We start from the raw sequence: 2,242 nt of genomic DNA, 5'->3' as shown, positions 1-2,242 counted from the left end.
AGGCACCCCACTCCCTTGCCCGGATCCAGCCTGCGCAGACTGACCGGGTAAGGCGGGCTCATTCTGCGAGTCCGAACCCTCTTGCGGCGCTTGTGAATTCCCACCCGAACCGGGCCCCGGCCACCCCGACGCCCCAGGGCTCGCGCCCTGCCGAGGCTTTCGTGTCCAGGGCGTCACCACCCCCGCTAGGTCACCATCACCCGAATCCCCCTCCGCACCCGGATCATCGACAACCGGCTCCGCCTCCGCGGCCAACACCAACGGACTCGTCAAGAGTCCCCCTTCAACACCCGCTTCACCCGCACATCACCTCGGGTCGGCAGCACCTGCTCGACAACCTGCCCCGAATCCGGATCAACGGTGACAATCTGGGTCGCGTCGACGGCTATACCGACTCGGGTGGGAGCGTTGGATCGGTAGTCCCAGAAGACCAGATCCCCCGGCGAGATCGCCGCCGTATCAACCCGCTGACCGCAAACACCTTGGGCGGCAATGTCACTCGGCAGCACGACAGCCGATCGAGCGGTGGTTGTCGAACTCGACGGCCGCCCGCAGGCAACCTGCGCCGACCCGGTCCGCGGTATCGCGGCACCCGATGACGAGCCGACCGTACCGGTGCCCGCCGCGGCGAGACATTGACCCGTCATCGCCGCATCCGAGGCCGCATCGATGACGCTCTTCGTCAATGTCGCGGCATCCGCGGTGCCCGGCGAACCGTTGCGGCCGGGCTCGAGCGTCGCCGGGTTACGGGCCACCGCCAGCGCGAACTGCCGCGCGCACTCGACGGCGAGCCCGGAATTGACGGTCTGCAGTGGTGGCAGCTGCCACGATGCCGATCGCATCGCGGACGCGCACGATCGCTGCCAGTTCGAGGCATCGGTGTCATCTGGCGCGATGGTCCATTCGGCGTACGGGTTCGTGGTGGGCGCTTCGGACTCGGGAAGGGTGTCGGCTGCCCGGCGCGAGGTGGTAGCGCTCGATGGCGTTGTCGTGACGGCCGGATCCGGGCCGACGGCACTATCGCATTGATAGTGCAGATCCGCGGTGGAGGATGTGGAGGTGTTCCCCGCCAGCGTCATAAGCATGCCCCCGCCCCCGCAGACTCCGCACACTCCCACCACGGCAATGAGAACCCACGCCCACGCAGGGATCATCGCGAGGACCATCAGGCGACCGATCATCGAATTCCCTCTCTGCCCAGGACAAGCAAATTCAACTTTCCACAGGCGCAGACCTGATCAGTAATTAGGCCCCGCCCTCAGCAATCGGGCTACGTCCCGCATCCCCCGCCCCCAGTTCGGATTAGCCGGAGTGCGCTGGTTGGTGCCTGGTATGTACCCGACCGGCGTCACATTGTTCGAAGGAACTCCATCACCACCGTTTGCGTAGTAGTCGGTGTTACCGGCCCGGTAGACCTCTTCCCTGAGATTACGAATCAACTCTGGATTGGTCACATCCGCCAGGAGCTCGTGGGTTCTTTCCTCGGCGCGCCTGGCGTGATCGTTCATAATCCATTGCTTCATACGCTCGGCAGTCTCCACGTCCAGAGGCGTGTGATGTGCGCGCATGTGCGCGTTTTGCAATGTTTGCCATTCCGCGTGGGCCGCCGTACCTGTCACCGGCGCCTGATTTGTAATTATCGCGTTCAGCGCCTGCATCTTCGCCCTGGCAGTCAACGGATTATCGTCCATGTATTGCTCGACAAAATCCAGCTGTGGTTGACTCAGCTGGAGGCCTTCGTCCAGCGCGACGCCCCCTCTCCTGACTCGGCGGAATTCCCGGGCTGCCTGTTCCAAGGTGGCGAAATCTGCGGCGGTCTCCATGGCATTGCCGCCTTCTCCGTTGACGAGCAGGCGTGCCGAATTCTGAGCTTGCCGTACCGCAGCAGCCAGGAAACCCAGGTCGTTATCTTTAAAAGGTTCGTTTTTTCCGGCTTTGGTGATGACTTCCCGCGAGCGAGCTGTGAGTTGCGCCATTGTCTCGTTCCGCGCACCGGCACCGATCAAACCCCCGAATGCATCAGCCGCCGTACCACCGGCATCGATTACGCCTTGCACGCCCGCGGCGTTGCCCCGGAACGAATCCAAACCGCCGTAGGCCCTCGCTTCCCGTCTGGCTCTGTTGGAGAAGAGCTCGCGGTTCATATAAGACTGGGAATACCAGCCATAACGCCCACCGAACCGCATATCCTCCGCCCAGACCCCACCCTGGGCATCCGTTATCGCCTTCTTCAGCTTCGATT

Annotated in this window: 2 protein-coding genes; both read right to left on the bottom strand. The window is 63.5% G+C overall.

What is annotated here, in order from left to right; translation table 11 throughout:
* Nucleotides 1-269 precede the first annotated feature (269 nt).
* Entirely contained in the window at nucleotides 270-1,085 is an 816-nt protein-coding gene (locus NP3_RS27985; protein WP_157124584.1) for a hypothetical protein, read from the bottom strand.
* 153 nt (nucleotides 1,086-1,238) lie between these two features.
* A partial coding sequence (locus tag NP3_RS49310) for a hypothetical protein (protein ID WP_169814589.1) occupies nucleotides 1,239-2,242 on the bottom strand: 1,004 nt, incomplete at its 5' end.

It is taken from the genome of Nocardia pseudovaccinii NBRC 100343 (assembly GCF_001613225.1).
In the GTDB taxonomy this organism is placed as follows: domain Bacteria; phylum Actinomycetota; class Actinomycetes; order Mycobacteriales; family Mycobacteriaceae; genus Nocardia; species Nocardia pseudovaccinii.
Note: the sequence above shows the minus strand (reverse complement) of the source record. Positions and strands in the feature narration are given on the sequence as shown.

What these genes read in the sequence shown, in the direction of transcription:
- NP3_RS27985 (WP_157124584.1), bottom strand. Translation starts at nt 1,085, where the DNA reads ATGCTTATGACGCTGGCGGGGAACACCTCCACATCCTCCACCGCGGAT.